Below are 17,284 nucleotides of genomic sequence, written 5' to 3' on the forward strand. Positions count from 1 at the left end.
GTCGGTTCGTCCGCCCGTCAGTCGTCCGCGGCCGCCTGCTCCACCAGAGGGATGATCCGCAGGGGGACGGGGTTCTCCATGACGATCGCCGTCGACGCCCGCACGATCCCCTCGAAGCCGACCACCCGGTCGATCACCCGTTGCAGGTCGGCGTTGGAGCGGGCGACCAGCCGGCACAGCATGTCCCCCTGGCCGGTCGTCGTGTGCAGCTCCAGCACCTCCGGCACGCCGTCCAGGTGGGCCCGTACGTCGGCGCCCTGCCCCTGCTTGATCTCCAGCGTGGCGAACGCGGTCACCGGGTACCCCAGCGCCGCCGGGTCGACCTGCGGGCCGAAACCGCGGATGACCCCGTTCGACTGGAGCCGGTCCAGGCGCGCCTGGACCGTGCCGCGCGCCACGCCGAGCCGACGGGACGCCTCCAGCACCCCGATCCGGGGTTCGCGCGCCAGCAGCACGATCAGGCGCCCGTCCAGTTCGTCGATTCCCATGGCCGCCTCCGGACCGCTCGGCTGGTGGTCATCCTGCACAGATCTCTCAGTCATCCTCCGCCCCGGCTGGTCAATCTGTACAGCGGAAAGGGAAACTATTGCGCAGCTTGTGGATCGGCGGGACTCTGCGCTCATGACTGAGTCTTTGGCGAACCTCGAAACCACCCCGGCCACCGCGCGCGAGGCAGACCCCTTCCCGGTGAAGGGCATGGACGCCGTCGTCTTCGCCGTGGGCAACGCCAAGCAGGCCGCGCACTACTACTCCACCGCGTTCGGCATGAAGCTGGTCGCCTACTCCGGACCGGAGAACGGCGTCCGCGAGACGGCCAGCTACGTCCTGACGAACGGCTCCGCCCGCTTCGTCCTGACCTCCGTCATCAAGGCGGCCACGGACCACGGCCGCTTCCTCGCCGAGCACGTCGCCGAGCACGGCGACGGCGTGATCGACCTCGCGATCGAGGTCCCGGACGCCCGTGCGGCGTACGCGTACGCCGTCGAGCACGGCGCGCGCGGGCTGGACGAGCCGTACGAGGTCAAGGACGAGCACGGCACGGTCGTGCTCGCCGCGATCGCGACGTACGGGCAGACCCGCCACACGCTGGTGGAGCGCAAGGAGTACTCCGGCCCCTACCTGCCGGGCTTCGTCGCCGTCGACCCGATGGTCGAGCCGCCGGCCAAGCGGACCTTCCAGGCGATCGACCACTGCGTGGGCAACGTCGAGCTGGGCCGGATGAACGAGTGGGTGGCGTTCTACAACAAGGTCATGGGCTTCACGAACATGAAGGAGTTCGTGGGCGACGACATCGCCACCGAGTACTCGGCGCTGATGTCGAAGGTGGTCGCGGACGGCACCCTCAAGGTGAAGTTCCCGATCAACGAGCCGGCGATCGCGAAGAAGAAGTCGCAGATCGACGAGTACCTGGAGTTCTACGGCGGTGCGGGCGTCCAGCACATCGCGCTGGCGTCGAACGACATCGTGGCGACGGTGCGGTCCATGCGGGCGGCGGGCGTGCAGTTCCTGGACACCCCGGACTCGTACTACGACACGCTCGGCGAGTGGGCCGGCGAGACGCGGGTGCCGGTGGAGACGCTGCGCGAGCTCAAGATCCTCGTCGACCGCGACGAGGACGGGTACCTGCTGCAGATCTTCACGAAGCCGGTGCAGGACCGGCCGACGGTGTTCTTCGAGATCATCGAGCGGCACGGGTCGATGGGCTTCGGCAAGGGCAACTTCAAGGCGCTGTTCGAGGCGATCGAGCGGGAGCAGGAGAAGCGGGGCAACCTGTAGGTTGCGGTCGCGCCGACGTGTGGCCCCGGCCCCGCCGGCCCTTCGGGGGCGGCGGGGCCGGGGCGTGCGGTGGGGCCGTACGGCACCGCCCGCACCCCGCGCCGCCCGCACCCCGCACCGCCCGCACCCCGCGTCGCGGCCCCGGCTGCGCCGGGCTCCGCGGGGCTCCGCCCCGCACCCCGCGCCTCGATCGCCGGCGGGGCCGGGTTTGCCGGGCCTGCATCGCAGCCGGCCCCGGCGGGGCCGGATGGCGTGCCCGGGGTCTCAGGTCGTCGCGGAGGGCTTCGGTGCCGGCTGCGCCGGCTTGGGGCCCGGCTTCGGGGCGGCCTTCGGGAGGTCCGGGGCGACCCAGGGGGTGGCCGGCTGCATGTTCTCCGGGCCGCCCGGCGGGGGCTGGGCCAGGGCGGCCAGGGCCTCCTTCGCCAATGGTCCCCGCACCGGTGAGAAGCCCGGGTTCGTCCGCAGGGCCTCCTGCAAGTGCCGCCGCGCCCCCGCCTCGTCGCCCAGACCGCGCTCGATCATCGCCCGGTGGAAGGCGAACTCCGCGCTCCGCAGCCCCGGTTCCGTCGCCTTCTTCGCGTACTCCAGCGCCATCGCGTCGTCGCCCGTCCTGTGCAGCGCCCACCCCAGCGCGTCGGCGACCTCCATGCTCTTGTGCCGCCCCCACTCCTGCGTGAGCCTGCGCACCGCCGCCTCCGGATCGCGGTGGTCGGCCTCGTACAGCCCGAGCACCACGTTCTCGTTCACCGGCTGTGCCCCCTCCAGCCCCGCCAGCGCCCCCAGCGCCTCGTACGGCGCCCGCGCCTCCTCCGCCCGCCCCAGCGACTCCAGCAGCTCGCCCAGCTCCAGCTGCAACCGCGGTACCGCCGCCCGCCCCAGCGCCATCCGGTAGTCCCGGACCGCCTCCCCGCCCCGCCCCAGCGAGGCCAGCGCCCGCGCCCGGCCGCCCAGCGCCTGCGCCTGCGCCGGGTCCGTCCGCAGCGCCGCCTCGTACTGGCCCAGCGCCTCCTCCGCGTCGCCCCGCTCCCAGGACAGCTCCCCGAGCCGGAACAGCGCGTACGCCTTCTCCGCCGGGGCCTTCGCCACCCCGGCCGCGTGCTCCATCGCCATCACCGCGTCCTCGCGCCAGCCGCGGTCCCGGTACACCTCGGAGGCCTTGACGTACGCCGCCAGCCCCGAGTGCAGTTCGTCCAGCCGCTCCAGCGCCTTCTGCGCGGCCTTGTAGTCGCCGAGCCCGGAGTACGCGTCCACGAGCACCGGGTACGCCGTCCAGCGCCGCGGCGACTGTGCCCGTACGAGCTCCCCCCACTTCTTCGCCGTCCCGAAGTCGCGCCGGGCGTTGGCCAGCGCGCCCATGCCCGTCATCGCGTCGAGGTTGCCCTTCTCCGCGGGCCGCAGCTCCAGCGACCGTTTCAGCGCCCCCTCCGCCTTCGGGAACCAGTCCGGGGCGGCCGTGCGCCGCGCCTGCTCCAGGTACGCCGAGCCGAGCACCGCCCACGACGCGTCGTCGCGGGGGTGCCCCGCGAGCCACTTCTCCCGGTCCGTGACCAGCGCCGTCAGGTCCACCGCGGCCGCCGGTGCGCCCAGGCCCATCGCCGCCACCGCCCGTTCACCGGGCCCCGGCGGGCGGGCGTCGTCCCCGGTCCTCGCCGGCCTGATCACCAGGGCCCCGACGATCAGGACCACCGCGACCGCGGCCGCCACGAGCGTCTTGCGGCCGGTGAACGTCACGGCCGGCCCGGCCTGCTCCGATGCGTAGTCGATACGGTCCATGCGCTCACTGTGCGTCAATATGAAGAGTACGCCGGGGTGTCCGAAGAAGGTCGCGTCCGTGTTCACACCTATGGCCCCAGCTGCCACGCTGACCCCATGGATGATGACCTCTCCACCTCACCCGGCGCGGACGTCCTCGCAGCGCTCCACGAAGCGCTCCTCGAAGGACTGCCGGCCGAAGCGGTCCTGACCGACCCCCAGGTGACCGCCTCCTACGCCGCCGACATGGCGAGCTTCTGCGCCGCCGGCAGACCGGCCGCCGTCGTCCTGCCCCGGACCGTCGAGCAGGTGCAGCACGTCATGCGCACCGCGACCGCACTGCGTGTCCCCGTCGTCCCCCAAGGCGCCCGTACGGGCCTGTCCGGCGGTGCCAACGCCTCCGAGGGCTGCATCGTGCTCTCCCTGGTGAAGATGGACCGGATCCTGGAGGTCAGCGCCGTCGACCGGATCGCCGTCGTCGAGCCCGGTGTGGTCAACGCCGTCCTCTCGCGCGCCGTCGCCGCACAGGGCCTGTACTACCCGCCCGACCCCTCCAGCTGGGAACAGTGCACCATCGGCGGCAACATCGGCACCGCGTCCGGCGGCCTGTGCTGCGTCAAGTACGGGGTCACCGCCGAATACGTCCTCGGCCTCGACGTGGTCCTCGCCGACGGGCGGCTGCTGCGCACCGGCCGGCGCACCGCCAAGGGCGTCGCCGGGTACGACCTCACCCGCCTGTTCGTCGGCTCCGAGGGCAGCCTCGGCATCGTCGTCCAGGCCGTACTCGCGCTGCGTCCCGCGCCGCCCCGGCAGCTCGCGCTCGCCGCCGAGTTCCCCTCGGCCGCGGCCGCCTGCGAGGCCGTGTGCGCCGTCATGGAGGCCGGTCTGACACCCTCGCTGCTGGAACTGATGGACCGTACGACCATCAGGGCCGTCAACGCCCTCGGCAAGATGGGCCTGCCCGAGACCACCGAGGCGCTGCTGCTCGCCGCCTTCGACACCCCGCACGCGCCCGACGACCTCGCCGCCGTCGGCGAACTGTGCACGGCCGCGGGAGCCACGGCCGTCGTACCGGCCGAGGACGAGGCGGAATCGGAGCTGCTGCTCCAGGCCCGGCGGATGTCGCTGACCGCACTGGAGACCCTGCGGCCCGCGACGATGATCGACGACGTGTGCGTCCCGCGCTCGCGGCTCGCCGAGATGCTCGACGGGACCGCCGGGATCGCCCGTACGCACGACCTGCTCATCGGGGTGTGCGCGCACGCGGGCGACGGCAACACCCACCCGGTGGTCTGCTTCGACCCGGCCGACGAGGACGAGACGCGCCGGGCCCGCGCGTCCTTCGACGCCATCATGGCGCTCGGGCTGTCGTTGGGCGGCACCATCACCGGCGAGCACGGGGTCGGCGTCCTCAAGAAGGAGTGGCTCGCCCGTGAGCTGGGGCCGGTGGGGCTGGAGGTGCAGCGCAACGTGAAGCGCGCCTTCGACCCGCTGGGGCTGCTGAACCCCGGCAAGCTGTTCTGACGGAGCCCTCACGAGTCCCCGTCCGGTGACTCGTCCGAGGGCCAGGGGTCCCGCAGCCACAGGTCGTCCGCCGGGGTCGGCGTGAGCAGCTCCGCCAGCGCCGCGTCCAGGCCGAGCCGCTCGGCCTCCGTCCCCGGCGGGACCACGCGCAGGGTCCGCTCCAGCCAGGCGGACACGGCGGTGGCGGGGGCCTGCAACAGGGCGTCGCCGTCGGGCGAGCTGAGCGCCATGCACAGCACCGGCCGGTTGTCGGACTTCGTGGGCCAGATCCGGACGTCTCCGTGACCGCACGGGCGGAACACCCCCTCGACCAGCAGCTCGCGCGCGAAGGTCCAGTTCACCGGGACGCTGGAGCCGGCGTGGAAGGTGATGTGCACGGCGTACGGGTCGTCCGTCAGGTAGAGCAGCCTGGCGGGGACGGGGATGCTGCGCTCGGGGGACATGACCAGCTTGAGTTCCAGCTCGCGCTCGATGACGGGGTGGTGGTGCATGACGGCCTCACTTCTCAGCGGATCTCGCGTGCGGTGCGCGGGGCCGGTCGTGCCCCGCGTCCGGAGAGAGCCCCTGTGTGCCGGGGTATGACGCGACTTCGCGCGGTGGGGCGCAGATTGGCCGAAATCTGTCGGATGACCGAAAAGAGGCGGCCGGGGAAAGGATTCGCTCGAAGGCTTGGATTCTCCCGTTACCGGACCGGTCGGAGGGAGGTTCTTCGCTATGGTCCTGCCCTTCACAGCCTCAAGCCACGATCGGAGTTGGGGACATTGACGGCCTCCCCTGGTGACGGCGAGCACGCGGCCCGCGAGGGCTACTACCCCGATCCCTCCATCCCCGGGTACGTCCGGTACTGGAACGGCTCTGCCTGGGTGCCGGGTACGAGCAGGCCGGCCACGCCCGCGGACGGGGCGGGCCCGGGCTTCCCGGACGAGACGTCCGCGACCGAGACGCTGCCGGACCCGGATGCGGAGCCTGAGCACGAGCCGGAGTACGAGCCGGAGCGCGAGCCGGTGGCCGCCGCCGTGGCCGAGGCGGCGGCGTGGCAGGCGGACCCCGCGCACCAGGCCGGCTTCGGCGGCCCGCGCGACGTGCGGGTGTCCTGGGGCCACGCCGAGGAGCCGGCCGGCGCGCCGCCCGCCCGGGCGGCGGTCGCCGCGCCGCCCGTGGACCGGTTTCCCGCGCAGGCCCCGGCGGAGGCGGTGGGCATCCTGTCGGCCCGGTCACCGGTGGTGGCCGCCGCCGTAGCCGCCGCTGCCCCTGCGCCCGCCGCGCCCGTCGCGCCCGGCGCCCCCGCACCGGCTCCCGCCTGGCCCGCGGCTCCCGGAGGCGGTGATGCGCCGTCCGGGGTCACCTCCTCGTGGCCCGAGGCGGTCAAGGCGCCCCGTCCGGACCCGGCCCGGCCCCGTCCGGTGGTGACCGCGCCCAGGCCGGCCCCCGGCCCCCTGCGGCCCGCGCCCGCCGCCGCCCGGCACGACCCCGCCCCGCAGGCCGCGGTCCCGCAGGCCCCCGCCCCGCAACCTCCCGCCCCCGCCCCGCTCCCCACCGCGCACGCCGTCTTCGAGCGCATGGCCGAGCGGGCCGTCCGCCCCGCCGGGCTGGTCCGCCGCGCCCTGGCCCGCCTCCTGGACTCCCTCGTACTCGCAGCCGTCGCGACGGGGGCCGCCCTGCCCCTCGTCCCCCGGGCGACGGCCCACATCGAGGCCAAGATCGACGCGGCCCGCGGGATCGGCCGGCACACCACCGTCTGGCTGCTCGACGCCACCGTCACCGGCTACCTGGCATTGGTACTCGCCGCCGTCCTGCTCTTCGGGATCCTCTACGAGGTCGCCCCCACCGCCCGCTGGGGCCGCACCCCGGGCAAGAAGCTGCTCGGCGTCCGCGTCCTGGCCACCGCCACCCGGCGCCCGCCCACCTTCGGCGCGGCCCTGGGCCGCTGGCTGGTGTACGCGGTCCTCGGCGTCCCGGGCAGCCTCTGGTGCCTGGTCGACCGGCCCCGCCGCCAGGCATGGCACGACAAGGCGGCGAAGACCTACGTAGCCCGCTAGGGGGTGTCTTCCGGATCGTGCCGGGCCGGCCTGATCCGGAAGACACCCCCTGGGCGGAGCACCACCCCCGAACGGACGCCGTCCCGTTGCGGGGCTCGCGCGCGCGGGGTCGACTCGGGCCATGAGCACCGATCAGCCGCCGCCGGAGCAGCCGCCCGAGGACGACCCGTTCCGCAAGAGGCCCCAGGAGCCGACGCCCCCGTCGGGCGGTTCGCCGTACGGTTCGCCGCCGCCCGGCGCGGGCGGGTACCCGCCGCCCCCGCCCCCCGGCGGACCCGGCGGAGGCGGGGGCTACCCGCCCCCGCCGGGCCCGTACAACGGCAGCGGCGGCGCCGGGGGCCCGTACGGGATGCCGGACCCGCTCGCCGGCATGCCCCCGCTCGCGGACTTCGGCAAGCGGCTCGGCGCGCGGATCATCGACCTGATCATCGTCGCGGTCCCGCTGTTCCTCATCCAGTTGCCGTTCGGTGCGCGGCGGTACGCCGTCGACACGGACAAGGGCGAGGACGTCACCGAGGTCATCACCAAGTCGTACAACGGCTCCGGGCTGCTCTGGACGCTGATCTCGATCATCGCGTACGTCGGCTACGACTGGTGGTTCACCAAGAGGAACGGCCAGACGATCGGGAAGCGGGCGCTGGGCCTGCGCGTCGCGATGCTCAACGACGGCAGCGTGCCGCCCTCCGGCGCCGCGCTCAGCCGTGGCGCGGTGCTGTGGGTGCCGACCCTGATCTGCTGCTTCTGCCTGTGGCCGCTCGCGCTGATCATTTCGATGCTGATCGACAAGCCGTACAGACAGGGTCTGCACGACAAGGTGGCGAAGACCGTGGTGGTCCGCACCACTTGAGTCCGCGTCCCGCCATGCATGCGGTGCGGGCGGCCGTCCCCTGGGGACCGGCCGCCCGCACCGTCGTACGCGTACGCGTCAGTGGTGCACGGGGTGTTCGGACGCGGCCCTCGGCTCGGGCACCCGCGCTCCCGAGCGGACCTCGACGGGGACGACGGAGTCCTGCGGCAGCGCACCGGAACGCCCGGCGGCGTGCCGGCCGCGCCGGCGCGGGATCGGCACGGTGAGCGCGACGAGGAGCCCGAGGGCGAGCGCGGCCGCGGAGATGACCGCGATGCCGATCCCCGTGCTCGTCTGCGACAGCAGCAGCATGGCGATCGTCGACACGATGACGGTGGCGGACCCGTAGGCGAGCTGTGCGGCAGTCGGACGCGGCATGGCGGTATCCGTCCTCAAGGCGGTGAGGGAGAGTCGGCTCAACTCGTCGCGCGGCAAGAGACTCTACGACGGGGCATGCCCGAGCGGAACCGTCAGTAAGCGTGCCCTAACCGAACGGCTGCCCCGCGCGGGAGCACGGGGGGCGCACGGCGTCATGGACCGTGCATCCTCCGGCGTTTCCCCGCCACTTCTCCGGCAGTTCTCCCGCTGCCCCTGCGGTGTTCCTCCGTCAGTCCGCCGCCGTTCCTCCAGGGGGCGGGAACCTCCCCTTCGCCCCGACTGGTGACGAACGTCCGAATAGCGGAACCGGCTGCCCGCATAGTGCAGTTGTAAGGAACAAGTCAAGGTCTGTCTTTTCTCCCTTCTCTCCGGTCAAATGTCGTCACTTGAGACGCGCGCCGCGCGGAACCCCCCACTCCTTTGGAGACGTTCCGACCAACGCTGCGGCCGCGGGAGGGGAACGACATCAAGTGACCGGCAACTCCACGAGAAGGCGCACGCTGCGCACCGCGGCCATCGCCGTGACGCTGGCCGCCACCGCGGCCTCGGGCGCCTTCTTCACCACGGCACAGGCCGACCAGGGTCGGGGCAACGCGCCCGCAGCGGAACGCCAGGACCCGAGTGCTCCGAACAAGGAGCAGGTCCAGCACGACCTGCCCGGCCCGTTCAGCAAGCAGCAGGCGCAGGCCCGCGAAGCTGCCGTCGACCAGGTGCTGAGCGGCAAGAAGGCAGTCGAGCAGCGCGGGGCCTCCAAGGTCGTCAAGCTGGACGACAAGAAGTACGTCGAGCTGGGCCGCGAGAAGACCGACAAGATCTTCACGATCCTCGTCGAGTTCGGCGACCAGGTCGACAACACGACCATGTTCGACCCGGACGGCCCCAACGGCCCCAAGCCCCCGGCTCCTAAGTACGGCGGCACCCCGGGCCCGGCGCACAACACGATCGCGCAGCCCGACCGCGCGACGAACAACAGCACGGCCTGGCGCAAGGACTTCAGCCGCGACTACTTCCAGGACCTGTACTTCGGTACCGGCCAGGGCAAGAACTCGCTGAAGACCTACTACGAGAAGACCTCCTCGGGCCGCTACTCCGTCGACGGCCAGGTCGCCGACTGGGTCAAGATCCCGTACAACGAGGCCCGTTACGGCTCGAACTACTGCGGCCAGACGAACTGCTCCAACGTCTGGGACACCGTCAAGGACGGCGTCAACGCCTGGGTCGACGCCCAGAAGAAGGCCGGCAAGACCGACGCCGAGATCAAGGCGACCCTGGCGCAGTACGACCAGTGGGACCGCAACGACTACGACGGCGACGGCAACTTCAACGAGCCCGACGGCTACATCGACCACTTCCAGATCGTCCACGCGGGCGAGGACGAGTCGGCCGGCGGCGGCGTGCAGGGCACCAGCGCCCTGTGGGCGCACCGCTGGTACGCCTACGGCACCGACGTCGGCAAGACCGGCCCGGCGAACAACAAGGCCGGCGGCACGCAGATCGGCGACACCGGCATCTGGGTCGGCGACTACACGATGCAGCCGGAGAACGGCGGCCTCGGCGTCTTCGCGCACGAGTACGGCCACGACCTCGGTCTGCCGGACCTCTACGACACCTCCGGCGGCGGCGACAACAGCGTCGGCTTCTGGTCCCTGATGTCGGCGGGCTCCTGGCTCGGCGACGGCAAGGAGTCCATAGGCAACCTCCCGGGCGACATGGACGCCTGGAGCAAGCTGCAGCTGGGCTGGCTGAACTTCGACAAGGCCAAGGCCGCGACGAACTCCACCCACAAGCTGGGCGTTTCCGCGTACAACACCAAGGACAAGCAGGCCCTGCTCGTCGATCTGCCGAAGAAGCAGGTCAAGACGGACATCGTCGCTCCCGCCGAGGGCTCCTCGCAGTGGTGGAGCAACATGGGTGACGACCTCAAGAACACCCTGACCCGCTCGGTCGACCTGACCGGCAAGTCCTCCGCCGCCCTGTCCCTCAAGAGCTGGTGGGACATCGAGCAGGACTACGACTTCCTGTACACCGAGGTGTCCACGGACGGCGGCGCCACCTGGACCGCCCTCGCCGGCACCGCCGACGGCGCGGCCCTCCCGGTCGACGCCTCCGGCGCCCCCTCGCTGACCGGCGCCTCCGGTGCCTGGAAGCAGCTGAACTTCCCGCTGGACGCCTACGCGGGCAAGAAGGTCGACCTCCGTTTCCGCTACCAGACGGACGGCGGCGCCGGCGGCAAGGGCTTCACCGCCGACGCGATCAACATCACCGCGGACGGCTCCACCCTGTTCACCGACGGCGCCGAGAACGGCGACAACGGCTGGACCGGCAAGGGCTTCTCGCGGGTCGGCGCCGGCTTCACCAAGGAGTACGCGCAGTACTACCTGGCGGAGAACCGTCGCTACGTCTCGTACGACTCGACCCTCAAGGTCGGCCCGTACAACTTCGGCTTCGCCAACACCAAGCCGAACTGGGTGGAGCACTACCCCTACCAGGACGGTCTGCTGATCTGGCTCTGGGACACCTCCCAGAAGGACAACAACACGAGCCAGCACCCCGGCTCGGGTCTGATCCTGCCGATCGACGCCAACGCCAAGCCGATGAAGTGGGCGGACGGCACCCTGCTGCGGAACAAGATCCAGCCGTACGACGCGACGTTCAGCGCGTACTCGACGGACGCCTTCACCCTGCACAAGAACGGCGAGGCGCTGTTCCTCAAGCCGAAGCCCGCGAACCTCGTCTTCGACGACCACAAGGGCAAGTACTTCTACGACGAGAACCCGACCGGTTCGGTGAAGACCACTGACACCAACACCAAGATCAAGATCGCCAAGGAGCCGTACGACGGTCTCCAGATGACGGTCGAGGTCGGTCGCGCCGTGAAGTAGTTCGGTAAAACCGCAGGTCAAAGCATGATCGGCCGTCGCCCTCTAGCGGGCGGCGGCCGATCGCGTTTAGATGCGGGTCGGAAGTTGTCTTATTGACGGGGGAGCTGAAGATCATGCCCGGTGGAGGTTTCGTCAGACTGCCTGGCGGCAGCGTGGTGGTCGCGCTCATGCTGCCCAGGCCGTCCGGCGAGGACGGGAACGTCCGCGTGCTCGTCCACGCCGCGAACCGGGCCCGCGCCCTGACCAGGCTGCGGAACCTCGGCATGCGCGCCGTCTACCTGCGGGGCAACGCCCATCCGCCCACCCCCGATGAGGTCACCGCCGTCCTCCACCACCCGGACGGCCTCCTGTGGCGCTGCACCCCGGACCGCGCCCAGGAACTGTGGCACCCGATCGGCGCCCTCCTGCGGGGCGCGTAGGGCCCGCTACGCGCCGCCGAGCACCGGAGCGCCGGTGAGGCCCACGCCGGCCGTGCGGAGGTCCTCCAGGGCGCGGGCGGTGGTGTGCGGGGCGACGCCCGCCGTGAGGTCGAGCAGGACCTGTGTACGGAAGCCCTCGCGGGCCGCGTCCAGGGCGGTGGCCCGCACGCAGTGGTCGGTGGCGATGCCGACCACGTCGACCTCCGTGACGCCCCGCTCCCGCAGCCAGTCGGCGAGGCCCGAGCCGTTCTCGTCCCGGCCCTCGAACCCGCTGTAGGCGGCCTCGTACGCCCCCTTGTCGAAGACGGCGGCGATGGCGCCGGAGGCCACGGCGGGGGCGAAGTTCGGGTGGAACCCGACGCCCTCGGTCCCGGCGACGCAGTGCACCGGCCAGGTGGTCTCGTAGTCGGGCGCGGCCGGCGGGTGCGCGAAGTGCGGACCGGGATCGATGTGGTGGTCGCGCGTGGCGACGACGTGCCGGTAGCCCGGCGTGGCCTGCCCGATCAGCTCGGTGATGGCGGCGGCGACATCGGCCCCGCCGGTGACCGCGAGGCTGCCGCCTTCGCAGAAGTCGTTCTGTACGTCGACGACGATCAGTGCGCGGTGCATGTCGCGTGTCCTTAGGTCGATGTGGTTGCCGCTGGGCGGGCTCTTCCCCCACCCCGCCCCTTCCCGAACCTGGGGCCCGGAGCCGGGGGGCCGGGCGGAGTGTGCCGGGGCCCGTCCGGGCGGACGGGCCCCGGACGGGGCCTAGACGTACTCCGTCGGGATCACGGCCTCGCCGCGCGAGAGCTGCGTCGCGGACAGCGGCAGGCCCGCCCGGGCCGCGAGGTGGCGCTCCCGGGCCGCCTCCAGGGGTTCGCGGGCCACCACCTCGCCGCCCTTGACCAGCTGGACCAGCAGCTGCCGGTCCGCCAGGGCCGTCGGTACCGGGCCCACGCCCACGACCTCCGCCTCCGCGACCCCCTCCGCGTCGACCCGGCGCGCCGCCCACTTGCGGCCGCCCAGCGAGGTCTTGCCGCCCGAGGACTTCTTCGCCACCGGCAGCAGCGGCGCCTTGGGGTCCGCCGACACCGCCCGGGCCACCAGCTTGTAGACCATCGAGCAGGTCGGGTGCCCGCTGCCCGTCACCAGCTGCGTGCCGACCCCGTACGCGTCCACCGGAGCCGCCGCCAGCGAGGCGATCGCGTACTCGTCCAGGTCCGAGGTGACCACGATCCGCGTCCCCGTCGCCCCCAGCTCGTCCAGCTGCTGGCGCACCCGGTGCGCGACCAGCAGCAGGTCCCCGGAGTCGATGCGCACCGCGCCCAGGCCCGTCCCGGCGACCTCCACGGCCGTCCGTACCGCCTCGGCGACGTCGTAGGTGTCCACCAGCAGGGTCGTGCCGCTGCCCAGCGAGGCCACCTGCGCGGTGAAGGCGTCGCGCTCGCTGTCGTGCACCAGGGTGAAGGCGTGCGCGCTGGTGCCGACCGTGGGGATCCCGTAGCGGAAGCCGGCCGCCAGGTCCGAGGTGGAGGTGAAGCCGCCGACGTACGCGGCGCGCGAGGCCGCCACGGCCGCCAGCTCGTGGGTGCGCCGGGCGCCCATCTCGATCAGCGGCCGCCCGCCCGCCGCCGACGCCATCCGGGAGGCGGCCGCGGCGATCGCCGAGTCGTGGTTGAGGATCGACAGGACCACGGTCTCCAGCAGTACGCACTCGGCGAAGCTGCCCTCGACCCGCAGGACGGGGGAGCCGGGGAAGTAGACCTCGCCCTCGGGGTAGCCCCAGATGTCGCCCGAGAAGCGGTACGAGGACAGCCATTCCAGGGTCCGCGCGTCGATCACGGCCCGCTCGCGCAGGAACTCCAGTACGGCTCCGTCGAAGCGGAAGTTCTCCACCGCGTCCAGTACCCGTCCGGTGCCCCCCACGACGCCGTAGCGCCGCCCCTCGGGCAGCCGCCGGGTGAAGACCTCGAAGACCGAGCGCCGGTCGGCGGTGCCGTTGGCCAGCGCGGCCTGGAGCATCGTGAGCTCGTAATGGTCCGTGAAGAGCGCTGTCGACGGCACGTCCACCGGCAGGCCCAGGTCCGCAGGGTTCATGTCACGGATGCTAGCGCACATCTCGTCAGAGTGACGAGATGTAGGGCCGGTTTGTGCGACGGGCCCGTCACAGTGGCAGCATGGGACGGGTGAGTGTTGCTCCCATTGAGATCGAACGCACCGAATCGGCCGAAGAGACCTCCGCGGTCCCCGAACCCGACGTCCCGTGGGTGACCCTGGTGCACAACGACCCGGTCAACCTCATGAGCTACGTGACGTACGTGTTCCAGGCGTACTTCGGCTACCCCAAGGACAAGGCGAACCGGCTGATGCTCGACGTCCACCACAAGGGCCGGGCGGTCGTGTCCAGCGGCACCCGCGAGGAGATGGAACGGGACGTGCAGGCCATGCACGGCTACGGGCTCTGGGCGACGCTGTCGCAGGACCGCGGCTGATGGGCACCTTCGAGTCCCGCAAGGGCGGCGGCGCGGCGATCGCGCTCGACGACATCGAGATCTCCATCCTGCGCTCCCTGGCCGTGCAGCTGCTGGAGCTGATCGGTCCGGGCGAACCGGAACCCGCGGCGGACGCCGACCCGCTGGCCGTGCTGTTCGCCTCGGACGGCCCGACCGAGCCCCCGTCCGACCCGGCGCTCGCCCGCCTCTTCCCCGACGCGTACGGCGCGGGGCCGGACGCGCGGGACGGCTCCGGGAACGGCCCGCAGGGCGCTCTCCCCGACGCCGAGGCGCAGGAGCTGCGGGCCCGCTCGGCCGAGTTCCGCCGCTTCACCGAGAACGACCTGCGCACCCGCAAGCGGGAGGACGCGCTGGCCGTCGTCCACAGCCTCAACGGGCTCACCCCGGCCGGGGACGGCGCGGCCGTACTGGAGCTGACCGGGGAGCTCCCGCTGCGCTGGCTCGGCGCGCTCAACGACCTGCGCCTGACCATCGCCGCCCGGCTGGAGATCACCGAGGACGACGAGAGCGCGGCGCTGTTCCGGCTGCCGGACGACGATCCGCGCAAGCCGATGGTGATGGCGTACCTGTGGCTCGGCGGGCTCCAGGAGAGCCTGATCGAGACCCTCTGAGCGCACCTCTCGCCCGGTGGCGGCTCTGTTCGCTCAGCGAACGCTCAAATCCGGATAACGATCAGATCACCGCGATGCGGTGATCTGATCTGTTCCGGGGCCCATGTCCTGATTTGGCTGTGCGGTGCGCCACATTCCACCCTCTCGATCACCCGTAAGCACGTGATAAATCTTCACGACCGCCGACGGGACGCCACCCATGTCCCCCGGCTCGCTTGAACCGGCTGATCGCCGGCGTGCAACTCCATCCGTATCCGGGGGGATCGAGGACCCGATCCGCAGCCATCGCAGGCGCGGGTCGGCGTGGAGAAAGGCGCACCAGACATGACCTCTGTGCAGGTCGAGCAGCACGACAAGAAGCCCGGCGCGGACGCCGGGCCCGAGGGTGGCGGCGAGGGGTACCACCGCGCGCTCGGAGCCCGTCAGATCCAGATGATCGCGATCGGCGGTGCCATCGGCACCGGCCTGTTCCTGGGCGCGGGCAAGGCCATCTCCAAGGCCGGCCCCAGCCTGATCCTGGCCTACGCCATCGCGGGCCTTGTCATCTTCTTCATCATGCGGGCCCTGGGCGAGCTGCTCATGTACCGCCCGGTCTCCGGCTCCTTCTCGGACTACGCCCGCGAGTTCCTGGGCCCCTTCTGGGGGTACGTGACCGGCTGGACGTACTGGCTGTTCTGGGTGGTCACCGGCATCACGGAGGTCACCGCCGCCGCGCAGTACATGTCGTACTGGACCCACGACAGCTTCCCGCAATGGGCGTACGCGCTGATCTTCACCGTCGTCCTGTACGCCGCCAACCTGATCTCCGTGAAGCTCTTCGGTGAGCTGGAGTTCTGGTTCTCCATGGTCAAGGTCACCGCCATCGTCGGCATGATCCTGATCTGCGCCGGCATCCTCACCCTCGGGTTCTCCGACGCCGCCGACACCGCGACCGTCGCCAACCTGTGGAGCGACGGCGGCTTCTTCCCCAAGGGCATCGGCGGCACGCTGATGACCCTCCAGATCGTCATGTTCGCCTTCCTCGCGGTCGAGCTGGTCGGCGTCACCGCCGGCGAGTCGAAGGACCCCGAGAAGACCCTCCCCAAGGCCATCAACACCGTGCCGTGGCGGATCGCCGTCTTCTACGTCGGCGCGCTGATCATGATCCTGTCGGTCGTCCCGTGGCACGAGTTCCAGCCCGGCGTCAGCCCCTTCGTCGCCGCCTTCGAGAAGATGGGCCTCGGCGTCGGCGCCGCCATCGTCAACTTCGTGGTGCTCACCGCCGCCCTGTCGTCCTGCAACTCCGGCATGTACTCCACCGGCCGCATGCTGCGCGACCTCGCGCTCAACGGCCAGGGCCCGAAGGTCTTCACCAAGCTGACCAAGAGCGGCACCCCGCTCGTCGGCACCACCTTCTCCGCCGCGCTGATGCTGGTGGGCGTCTGGATCAATTACGTCGCCCCGGGCAAGGCCTTCGACTACGTCGTCTCCTTCGCCACCATCTCCGGCATGTGGGCCTGGATCATGATCCTGGTCTGCCAGATCCGCTACCGGGCCGCCTCCGACCGCGGCGACCTGCCGAAGTCCCCGTTCCGGGCGCCCGGAGCCCCGTACACCAGCTGGTTCGCGCTCCTGTTCATCGTCATGGTCATCGTGATGATGGGCGCCGACAAGGACTCCCGCGTCTCGCTCTACTGCGCCCCCCTGTGGGGTGCCATCCTGGGCGTCTCGTACCTGTTCCTGAAGTCCCGCAACCCGCGCGGTGCGGCCTTCACCAAGGCCGAGTAGACGCAGGCGCCCCGCGGCGTCCGTCCACCATTCGGGCCCTCCCGTACCACTCCTCGGTACGGGAGGGCCCGTCTGTTTATCCTGTCGCTCATGCTGACCCTCACCCAGGCCCTGTACGACCAGATCGTGGAACACGCCCGCAAGGACCACCCCGACGAGGCCTGCGGGGTCGTGGCCGGCCCGGCCGGAACCGACCGGCCCGAGCGCTTCATCCCGATGCTGAACGCCGCCCGCTCGCCCACGTTCTACGAGTTCGACTCCAAGGACCTGCTGCGGCTCTACCGCGAGCTGGACGACCGGGACGAGGAACCGGTGATCGTCTACCACTCGCACACCGCGACCGAGGCCTACCCCTCGCGCACCGACGTCACCTACGCGAACGAGCCCGCGGCGCACTACGTCCTCGTCTCCACCGCCGACCACGACGGCCTCGGGGAGTTCCAGTTCCGCTCCTACCGCATCGTCGACGGAGTGATCACCGAGGAAGAAGTGCAGGTCGTGGCGGCCTACTGACCAGCATGTGAGCGCCCGGAGTCCACGATGCGGGATCACACTCCAAACGGGGGACCGGGAATCGTTAACATGACCGCATGGTTTCCCACGACGTGAGCAACGAGACGCCCGGCAGGCCGCTGCTGCTCGTGGCGCGGCTGCACGTCGACCTGTGCCGCCTCGCAAGCGCCATCTGTCCTGCTGCCTGAGCACGAGCACCACAGCCCTGCCGCGCGGGGGGCGCCACGCGCACTCGACCCCGCCCGCCCCCTCCGCACGCCCCTTCACGCTTTGACGACTTG

17 protein-coding genes are annotated in these 17,284 nt (G+C 71.5%); 11 read left to right on the top strand and 6 right to left on the bottom strand.

The genetic code is table 11. The annotated features are described in order from the left end of the window. Positions 1-17: 17 nt before the first annotated feature. The gene (locus OG861_RS19645) at positions 18-488 is read right to left on the bottom strand and encodes an Lrp/AsnC family transcriptional regulator (protein ID WP_329195585.1); all 471 of its coding nucleotides are present in this window, start codon (positions 486-488) and stop codon (positions 18-20) included. A 133-nt stretch (positions 489-621) separates the two neighbouring features. Between OG861_RS19645 and hppD the strand changes: the two genes are divergently transcribed. Beyond that, positions 622-1,776, top strand: coding sequence for a 4-hydroxyphenylpyruvate dioxygenase (gene hppD / locus OG861_RS19650; protein ID WP_136214419.1), 1,155 nt, complete (start codon positions 622-624; stop codon positions 1,774-1,776). 264 nt (positions 1,777-2,040) lie between these two features. Here hppD and OG861_RS19655 read toward each other — a convergent pair whose 3' ends face one another. Further along, the gene (locus OG861_RS19655; protein WP_329195582.1) at positions 2,041-3,549 is read right to left on the bottom strand and encodes a hypothetical protein; all 1,509 of its coding nucleotides are present in this window, start codon (positions 3,547-3,549) and stop codon (positions 2,041-2,043) included. A gap of 96 nt (positions 3,550-3,645) precedes the next feature. Between OG861_RS19655 and OG861_RS19660 the strand changes: the two genes are divergently transcribed. Further along, complete coding sequence (locus OG861_RS19660) at positions 3,646-5,052, top strand: FAD-binding oxidoreductase (RefSeq protein ID WP_329195580.1); 1,407 nt, start codon at positions 3,646-3,648, stop codon at positions 5,050-5,052. Between the two features lie 8 nt (positions 5,053-5,060). Here the strand turns inward: OG861_RS19660 and OG861_RS19665 are convergent, their stop codons facing one another. After that, a complete protein-coding gene (locus tag OG861_RS19665) occupies positions 5,061-5,543 on the bottom strand; it encodes an SsgA family sporulation/cell division regulator (protein ID WP_329195578.1) in 483 nt (160 codons plus the stop codon). 270 nt (positions 5,544-5,813) lie between these two features. On the opposite strand from OG861_RS19665, the gene OG861_RS19670 reads away from it, so the two are divergent. Further along, entirely contained in the window at positions 5,814-7,091 is a 1,278-nt protein-coding gene (locus tag OG861_RS19670) for an RDD family protein (protein WP_329195576.1), read from the top strand. Between the two features lie 121 nt (positions 7,092-7,212). Beyond that, entirely contained in the window at positions 7,213-7,938 is a 726-nt protein-coding gene (locus tag OG861_RS19675; RefSeq protein WP_329195574.1) for an RDD family protein, read from the top strand. A gap of 78 nt (positions 7,939-8,016) precedes the next feature. Here OG861_RS19675 and OG861_RS19680 read toward each other — a convergent pair whose 3' ends face one another. Next, the gene (locus OG861_RS19680) at positions 8,017-8,316 is read right to left on the bottom strand and encodes a hypothetical protein (RefSeq protein ID WP_329195572.1); all 300 of its coding nucleotides are present in this window, start codon (positions 8,314-8,316) and stop codon (positions 8,017-8,019) included. Between the two features lie 470 nt (positions 8,317-8,786). On the opposite strand from OG861_RS19680, the gene OG861_RS19685 reads away from it, so the two are divergent. Then, entirely contained in the window at positions 8,787-11,198 is a 2,412-nt protein-coding gene (locus OG861_RS19685) for an immune inhibitor A domain-containing protein (RefSeq protein ID WP_329195570.1), read from the top strand. 113 nt (positions 11,199-11,311) lie between these two features. Continuing rightward, entirely contained in the window at positions 11,312-11,617 is a 306-nt protein-coding gene (locus OG861_RS19690; protein ID WP_190182641.1) for a hypothetical protein, read from the top strand. Between the two features lie 6 nt (positions 11,618-11,623). On the opposite strand, the gene OG861_RS19695 is transcribed toward OG861_RS19690, so the two are convergent. Continuing rightward, on the bottom strand, positions 11,624-12,226 hold the full coding sequence (locus OG861_RS19695) for a nicotinamidase (RefSeq protein ID WP_329195567.1): 603 nt from the start codon (positions 12,224-12,226) through the stop codon (positions 11,624-11,626). A gap of 141 nt (positions 12,227-12,367) precedes the next feature. Further along, positions 12,368-13,696 (bottom strand): nicotinate phosphoribosyltransferase, encoded by a 1,329-nt coding sequence (locus tag OG861_RS19700; protein ID WP_329195565.1) that lies wholly within the window; start codon positions 13,694-13,696, stop codon positions 12,368-12,370. Between the two features lie 80 nt (positions 13,697-13,776). On the opposite strand from OG861_RS19700, the gene clpS reads away from it, so the two are divergent. The 5 genes from clpS to OG861_RS19725 all read left to right on the top strand — a co-directional run bounded on the left by clpS (position 13,777) and on the right by OG861_RS19725 (position 17,191). Beyond that, on the top strand, positions 13,777-14,091 hold the full coding sequence (clpS, locus tag OG861_RS19705) for an ATP-dependent Clp protease adapter ClpS (protein ID WP_329195563.1): 315 nt from the start codon (positions 13,777-13,779) through the stop codon (positions 14,089-14,091). Beyond that, positions 14,088-14,723, top strand: a complete 636-nt coding sequence (locus OG861_RS19710) for a DUF2017 domain-containing protein (protein ID WP_329202218.1) — start codon at positions 14,088-14,090, stop codon at positions 14,721-14,723. The genes clpS and OG861_RS19710 overlap by 4 nt, the downstream gene beginning before the upstream one ends. A gap of 324 nt (positions 14,724-15,047) precedes the next feature. Beyond that, positions 15,048-16,490 (top strand): amino acid permease, encoded by a 1,443-nt coding sequence (locus OG861_RS19715; protein ID WP_329195561.1) that lies wholly within the window; start codon positions 15,048-15,050, stop codon positions 16,488-16,490. A 90-nt stretch (positions 16,491-16,580) separates the two neighbouring features. Continuing rightward, on the top strand, positions 16,581-17,003 hold the full coding sequence (locus tag OG861_RS19720) for a M67 family metallopeptidase (RefSeq protein ID WP_329195559.1): 423 nt from the start codon (positions 16,581-16,583) through the stop codon (positions 17,001-17,003). Positions 17,004-17,080: 77 nt separating this feature from the next. After that, complete coding sequence (locus tag OG861_RS19725; RefSeq protein ID WP_329195557.1) at positions 17,081-17,191, top strand: putative leader peptide; 111 nt, start codon at positions 17,081-17,083, stop codon at positions 17,189-17,191. Positions 17,192-17,284 lie beyond the last annotated feature (93 nt).

The organism is Streptomyces sp. NBC_00539 (genome assembly GCF_036346105.1).
Taxonomy (GTDB): Bacteria; Actinomycetota; Actinomycetes; order Streptomycetales; family Streptomycetaceae; genus Streptomyces.

What these genes read in the sequence shown, in the direction of transcription:
- OG861_RS19700 (WP_329195565.1), bottom strand. Translation starts at nt 13,696, where the DNA reads ATGAACCCTGCGGACCTGGGCCTGCCGGTGGACGTGCCGTCGACAGCG.
- OG861_RS19695 (WP_329195567.1), bottom strand. Translation starts at nt 12,226, where the DNA reads ATGCACCGCGCACTGATCGTCGTCGACGTACAGAACGACTTCTGCGAA.
- OG861_RS19715 (WP_329195561.1), top strand. Translation starts at nt 15,048, where the DNA reads ATGACCTCTGTGCAGGTCGAGCAGCACGACAAGAAGCCCGGCGCGGAC.
- OG861_RS19725 (WP_329195557.1), top strand. Translation starts at nt 17,081, where the DNA reads ATGGTTTCCCACGACGTGAGCAACGAGACGCCCGGCAGGCCGCTGCTG.
- clpS (WP_329195563.1), top strand. Translation starts at nt 13,777, where the DNA reads ATGGGACGGGTGAGTGTTGCTCCCATTGAGATCGAACGCACCGAATCG.
- OG861_RS19665 (WP_329195578.1), bottom strand. Translation starts at nt 5,543, where the DNA reads ATGCACCACCACCCCGTCATCGAGCGCGAGCTGGAACTCAAGCTGGTC.
- OG861_RS19680 (WP_329195572.1), bottom strand. Translation starts at nt 8,316, where the DNA reads ATGCCGCGTCCGACTGCCGCACAGCTCGCCTACGGGTCCGCCACCGTC.
- OG861_RS19690 (WP_190182641.1), top strand. Translation starts at nt 11,312, where the DNA reads ATGCCCGGTGGAGGTTTCGTCAGACTGCCTGGCGGCAGCGTGGTGGTC.
- OG861_RS19675 (WP_329195574.1), top strand. Translation starts at nt 7,213, where the DNA reads ATGAGCACCGATCAGCCGCCGCCGGAGCAGCCGCCCGAGGACGACCCG.
- OG861_RS19645 (WP_329195585.1), bottom strand. Translation starts at nt 488, where the DNA reads ATGGGAATCGACGAACTGGACGGGCGCCTGATCGTGCTGCTGGCGCGC.
- OG861_RS19720 (WP_329195559.1), top strand. Translation starts at nt 16,581, where the DNA reads ATGCTGACCCTCACCCAGGCCCTGTACGACCAGATCGTGGAACACGCC.
- OG861_RS19655 (WP_329195582.1), bottom strand. Translation starts at nt 3,549, where the DNA reads ATGGACCGTATCGACTACGCATCGGAGCAGGCCGGGCCGGCCGTGACG.
- hppD (WP_136214419.1), top strand. Translation starts at nt 622, where the DNA reads ATGACTGAGTCTTTGGCGAACCTCGAAACCACCCCGGCCACCGCGCGC.
- OG861_RS19660 (WP_329195580.1), top strand. Translation starts at nt 3,646, where the DNA reads ATGGATGATGACCTCTCCACCTCACCCGGCGCGGACGTCCTCGCAGCG.